Source organism: Cupriavidus sp. SK-3 (assembly GCF_000611145.1).
In the GTDB taxonomy this organism is placed as follows: Bacteria; Pseudomonadota; Gammaproteobacteria; order Burkholderiales; family Burkholderiaceae; genus Cupriavidus.
In genome coordinates this window covers 34,185-39,940 of sequence record NZ_JFJV02000258.1, presented here as the reverse complement: position 1 = coordinate 39,940, position 5,756 = coordinate 34,185, and the positions used below count along the sequence as shown (strand labels likewise).

Genomic DNA, 5,756 nt, shown 5'->3' with positions numbered 1-5,756 from the left:
CGCCCCCCCTTCCCCCTCCGCGGCATCTCCGAATCCAAAACCAACCTCCCATTAATCCTGCCATTCATCCGCGTAACATATCGCGTACATTCCTCCATATGCGCCAGCATCAGCGAACGCACCTTCTCCACATCGCGTTCCCGCGCCGCCGCCAGGATCTTCTTGTGGAACTTGACGTTCGCCGCGCCGAAGCGCTCGTGTTCGCACGTTGGCGTGTCGTTGCCGAACACCACCAGGTGGCGGATCATTTCATTGATCAGCTCGCAGCAAAAGCGCAGCATCGGGTTCGGGTTGGCGGCTGCCAGGATGTCGTGGAAGCTCAGGTCTTCCTGCCGCTGGTTCAGCGGATCGATCGCGGCGGCGGAGGCCGGATCGCACTGGTCGATGGTGCGTTCCAGCGCGGCGAAATCCTCTTCCGTCAGGTGTGGCACCGCGCCCGCGGCCAGCTCGGGTTCCAGCAGCTTGCGCGCGGTGTAGATATCGGCGATGCCGATGTCCTTGAAGAACAGGTAGTTCTGCATCAGCTGGAAGGTGCGGTCCAGCTGCACTTCGACGATGGTGCCGCCGCCCGACGGGCCGGTGCTCACGCTGACCAGGCCCTGTACTTCGAGCGACTTGAGTGCCTCGCGGATCGTGCTCTTGCTCACGGAGAACATTTGCTGCAGGGCAATCTCGCGCGGCAGCTTGTCGCCGGGGCGCAGGTTCTTCTGCGTGATCAGGCGTTTCAGTTCTTCGGCAACCAGGTCGGCGCGCTTCTGCTTGCGAATCTCGATCGTCCTGGCGCCTTCGCCACGTAGCGGTGCCATGTTGTTTCCATCCCTTTGATTGCCGCGTGCCGCCGGTCCAGTCTGCTGCTGCCGGCCAGGCCACGCCGGGTCCAATTCTACAGGCTGCGATTGCCGCCGCCAGCGCCGCTGGTGCGCGCCGCCGCCGTACGCCTTGCTGCGTTTCCTCCTATTGACTTTGAAAGAAGCGCCTCCTACTATCGTCTCACCTATTTATCATGATAAATAGCATAAAAGGCTGGAGGATGTCCGCGCGCTGACGCGGCGGCTACCGGCCATCCTGGGTGGCTATCCCCATCGAGAGGAGTGAGACATGAATCGTCGTAACCTGTTGAAGCTGGCGGCGTTGTCCGCTGTCCCCGCCGCACTCGTGCACGCCCGCTCCGCGCTGGCGGCCGCGGGTGACGTGATCGAGCTTGGCTGCCCGGTGCCGATGTCGGGCCCCTTCGCCGCCAACGGCAAGTTTGCCGACCTGGGCATGAAGCTGGTGCTGGAGCAATACGACAAGGTGCTTGGCAAGAGCCTGCGCTACAGCGTGCTGGATACCGAAGGCAAGCCGGCCACCGCCGTGCGCAAGATGCAGGAGCTGGCGCAGAAGAACGCGGCGCGCTATTTTGCCGGCGGCATCCTGTCGTCGGAGTCGCTGGCCATGGGCAAGGAGGCGGAGAAATTCGGCGGCGTATTCGTCACCACCGCCGGTGCCGACGAGATCACCGGCAAGGACTGCAACCGCGCCACCTTCCGCTGGTCCGTGCCCACCTTCGGGGCCATCGAGCGCACCGTGCGGCCGCTGATCGAGGCCATGCCCAAGGCCAGGCGCTGGTACACCATCACGCCCCAGTATGTGTTCGGCGAAGGCCTGCTGTCGGCGGCAAAGAACGTCTTCAAGGAAAAGGGCATCGAGCACGTCGGCAACAGCTATCACGGGCTCAACGAGAAGGAATTCAGCGGCTACCTGACCAACGCGCTGGCGGCCAAGCCGGATGTGCTGCTGATCCTGAACTTTGGCCAGCAGTCGTCCGACACGCTGCGCCAGGCGGCGAGCTTCGGCATGAAGAAGGACACCACGATCCTGGTGGCCTGGGCGTCCGGGCTGGAACAGTTCGAATCGCTGGGGCCGGAGTTGTGCGAAGGCGTGTACTTCGGCGCCCAGTACTGGCATGGCGCGGATTCGCCGCTGAACCGCGACCTGGTCAAACGGAGCAACGCGCGCTTCAAGAGCAATCCGAACTACAGCCTGGCCGGTTCCTATATCTGCACCAAGATCATGCTGGACGGCATGATCAAGGCCGGCACCGCCGATCCCAAGGCCGTGGTGGCCGCCATCGAGGGCATGAAGTACGACGGCCTGACCGGATCCGAGGAGGTGCGCGCGGCCGACCACCAGGTCATCAAGGACTACTACCTGCTCAAGGGCAAGGCAAAGAGCCGCATGAAGGACAAGGACGACTACGCCGAGGTGATCAGCGCCGGCAAGTCCTTCCTGCCCGTCGACAAGACCCTGTGCAAGATGGCCTGACGGGCCGCCTGCAAGCTACAGGCCGTGCGCCCCGGCATCGGGGCGCACCAGGGCCATCCTTCCCGTCCAAGCTTCCCGCTCAAGCCCATGAACGTCTACCTGTTGCAGGTGGTCAACGGCGTTGGCATCGGCATGCTCTACTTCCTGCTGGCAGTGGGTTTGTCGATCATCTTCGGCCTGTTGCGCTTCGTCAATTTCGCCCACGGCGCATTCTATGCGCTGGGTGCTTACCTCTGCTTCCAGGCCTTGCAGCTTGGCCTGAACTTCTGGGTCGCGCTGGCCGCCGCGCCGCTGCTGGTCGGCGCGTTTGCCTGGCTGACCGAGAAGGTCATGCTGCGGCACGTGTACGCGCTCCCGCATGAGTTCCATATCCTGGTCACGGTCGGCCTCGCAATGGTCGCGCAGGAGCTGATCATCACCAGCTGGGGCCCGCTCGGCGTCAATGTGGCGCCACCCGAATCGCTGCAGGGCGTGGTGATGTGGGGCAGCTTCGTTTATCCGAAGTACCGGCTGTTCGTGATCGGCTTCACCGCGCTGCTGGCGGTCGGCTTGTGGTGGCTGCTGGAAGGCACGCGCCTGGGCAGCGCGGTGCGCGCGGGCAGTGAATCGACGGAGATGGTGTCGCTGCTCGGCATCAACATTTTCCGCCTGTTCAGCCTGATGTTCGCGCTGGGCGCGGCCACGGCGGCTATCGCCGGCGTGCTGGCCGCGCCGATCCGGGGAGCCGAGCCGTTCATGGGCGTGGAGGCGCTGGGCGTGGCGTTCGTGGTGGTGGTAGTGGGCGGGCTGGGCAGTTTCACCGGCGCGCTGGTGGGCGGCGTGCTGGTCGGCGTGGTGCAAAGCCTGATGAGCACGCTGTGGCCGGAAGGCGCGTGGCTGATGATCTATGTGGCCATGGCCGCGGTGCTGCTGCTGCGCCCGCATGGCTTGCTGGGGAGAGGATGATGGAGATGCTCAAACGCTATCGCTTCTGGTTGCTGGCGCTGGGCGTGACCCTGGTGCTGCCGCTCACGATGCGCTCCGGCACGCTGGCCACGGAAGTGCTGGTCTATGCCATGGCAGTGATGGCCTGCAACCTGTTGCTTGGCTACACCGGGCTGCTTTCCTTCGGGCAGGGCATCTTCTTCGGCCTCGGCAGTTATGGCCTGGGCATCGCGCTGACGCGCCTGGCGCTGCCTTTGCCGCTGGCGCTGGTGCTTGCCATCGTCCTGGGCGCGGCGGCGGCGGCGCTGGTCGGGTGGTTCGCCATTCGCCAGCGCGGCACGTACTTCGTGATGCTCACGCTGGCATTCGCGCAGATGTTCTACTTCCTCGCCTACACCACGCCCGACCTGACCGGCGGCGACAACGGCCTGCTCGATATCCCGCGCCCGCCGGTCTCGCTGTTCGGCACGGAGCTGGGCTCGCTGGCCGGGCCGTGGCAGTTCTACGGCTTTGTCGCGGTGCTGTTCCTGCTGGTGTTTTTCCTGGTGCTGCGCGTGACGGAGTCCGTGTTTGGCCGCACTTTGCTCGCGATCCGCAACAACGAGGAGCGCGCGCAGGCGGTCGGCTACAACGTCAGGTACTTCAAGCTGATGGCCTTCGTGCTGTCGGGGGCGATCACCGGGCTGGCCGGCGCGCTGCACGCCATGCTGATGGGCATCGCGCCGCTGACCAATATCGACTATCACACCAGCGAGATGATCCTGATCATGACGGTCATCGGCGGCACCGGCAACGCCTTTGCCTCGGTGCTGGGCGCGGCCTTCTATGTGCTGCTGTCGGACTGGCTGTCGACCTTGTGGCCGCGCTGGCTGATGCTGCTCGGCTTCCTGCTGATCGCGGTCAGCCTGTTTATTCCGCGCGGGCTGTGGGGTCTGGGCGAGATGCTGTGGCGCAAGATGGGCCGCGAACCGGCGAAGCCGATCGGACAGGAGGAACAGGCATGACTACGGCGATTCTGGAAGCGCGCGGGATTACCAAGTCCTATGGCAAGTTCAACGCGCTGGGCGGCGTGGACCTGCGGGTGATGCCGGGCACCGTGCATTCAGTGATCGGTCCCAATGGCGCCGGCAAGACCACGCTGTTCCATATGCTCACGGGGACCGGCACGGTGACCGCGGGAACCATCGTATTCGACGGCAAGGACGTGACACGCGAGCCGGATTACCAGCGCGTGCAGCGCGGCATCGCGCGTTCGTTCCAGGTGACCAGCCTGTTCACGCATCTCCCTGTGCGGGAGAACCTGCGGCTGGCGGCGCTCGGAACGAGCCCGCGCCGCGCGATGGATTGCTGGCGGCGGCCGCTGGGGCAACTGGCTTGCGCGGATACCGTAGACAGCGTGCTGCAACGGCTGGAGCTGACCCGCGTCGCCAACGCGGAAGCCGGCACGCTGTCGCACGGCCAGCAGCGGCGGCTGGAAGTGGGCATGGCGCTGGCCGCAAGGCCGCGCGCCATCTTTCTGGACGAGCCGACGTCCGGCATGGGGATCGACGACCTGGCCGCGATGAAGCACCTGATTCGCGGTTTGAGCGCGGATCACACCGTGGTGCTGATCGAACACAATATGGATATCGTCATGGATATTTCCGACACCGTGACCGTGATGCAGCAGGGCAAGGTGTTGATGGAAGGCACGCCCGGCGCGGTGCGCAATGACCCGCGCGTGCGGGCGGCGTACCTGGGCAATATGATCACCGGAGGCGGCAAATGACGACGATGCTGGACGTCCAGGACGTGCACGGCTACTACGATAAAAGCCATGTGCTGCAAGGCGTATCGCTGGCGGTCGGCGCCGGCGAACTGGTCACCCTGCTGGGCCGCAACGGCGCCGGTAAATCCACCACCCTGAAGGCCATCGCCGGCGTGGTGCGTCCGCGTGGCGGACGCGTGCTGTTCCAGGGTCGCGACATCGCCGGCATGGAGCCGCACCGGATCGCGGCGGATGGGCTTTGCCTGGTGCCCGAGCATCGCGGCATCTTCCGTTTGCTGACCGTGGAAGAGAATCTCAAGCTCGGCGCGCGCAAGGCGTCGCCGTGGCAGCTGGACGATATCTACCGCATCTTCCCGCGCCTGCGCGAGCGGCGCCGCAACGGCGGCGCGCAGTTGTCCGGCGGCGAGCAGCAGATGCTCGCCATTGGCCGCGCGCTGATGAACCACCCGCGCCTGCTGATGCTGGACGAGCCGGTGGAGGGCCTGGCGCCGGTCATCGTCGAGGAGATCGTGGCGCAGCTCAGGATGATCAAGGCGGCCGGCGTATCGATCCTGCTGGTGGAGCAGAACCTGGAGGTTTGCATGCAGCTGGCGGACCGGCATTTCATCCTGGAGCAAGGGACGGTGGTCTACAGCGGGAGCAATGCCGCGTTCCGGGAGGACGAGGCGGTAAAGGACCGCTATCTCGGCGTGGGCCTTGCGGCCTGATCCGCCGGACATCTACAAGCACGAGCACGACCACGAGCACAAGCACAAGCACA

At 65.1% G+C, this 5,756-nt stretch carries 6 protein-coding genes; 5 read left to right on the top strand and 1 reads right to left on the bottom strand.

The annotated features are described in order from the left end of the window. Positions 1 to 806 (bottom strand): FadR/GntR family transcriptional regulator (locus CF70_RS27475; protein WP_035872527.1); only part of this gene is annotated, 806 nt, incomplete at its 3' end. Between the two features lie 292 nt (positions 807 to 1,098). On the opposite strand from CF70_RS27475, the gene CF70_RS27470 reads away from it, so the two are divergent. The 5 genes from CF70_RS27470 (at position 1,099) to CF70_RS27450 (ending at position 5,703) form a co-directional block, all read left to right on the top strand. After that, positions 1,099 to 2,304 carry an ABC transporter substrate-binding protein gene (locus CF70_RS27470; protein WP_035872523.1) on the top strand — a complete coding sequence of 402 codons (1,206 nt, stop codon included), beginning with the start codon at positions 1,099 to 1,101 and terminating at the stop codon, positions 2,302 to 2,304. Positions 2,305 to 2,391: 87 nt separating this feature from the next. Beyond that, positions 2,392 to 3,249, top strand: coding sequence for a branched-chain amino acid ABC transporter permease (locus CF70_RS27465; RefSeq protein WP_035872515.1), 858 nt, complete (start codon positions 2,392 to 2,394; stop codon positions 3,247 to 3,249). Then, positions 3,249 to 4,232 carry a branched-chain amino acid ABC transporter permease gene (locus tag CF70_RS27460; RefSeq protein WP_414629481.1) on the top strand — a complete coding sequence of 328 codons (984 nt, stop codon included), beginning with the start codon at positions 3,249 to 3,251 and terminating at the stop codon, positions 4,230 to 4,232. Before CF70_RS27465 ends, CF70_RS27460 begins: the two co-directional genes overlap by 1 nt. Further along, positions 4,229 to 4,996, top strand: coding sequence for an ABC transporter ATP-binding protein (locus tag CF70_RS27455; protein WP_035872504.1), 768 nt, complete (start codon positions 4,229 to 4,231; stop codon positions 4,994 to 4,996). The genes CF70_RS27460 and CF70_RS27455 overlap by 4 nt, the downstream gene beginning before the upstream one ends. Before the next feature lie 5 nt (positions 4,997 to 5,001). Then, positions 5,002 to 5,703: an ABC transporter ATP-binding protein gene (locus CF70_RS27450; RefSeq protein ID WP_414629482.1), complete on the top strand. Its 702-nt coding sequence runs from the start codon at positions 5,002 to 5,004 to the stop codon at positions 5,701 to 5,703. Positions 5,704 to 5,756: the final 53 nt, after the last annotated feature.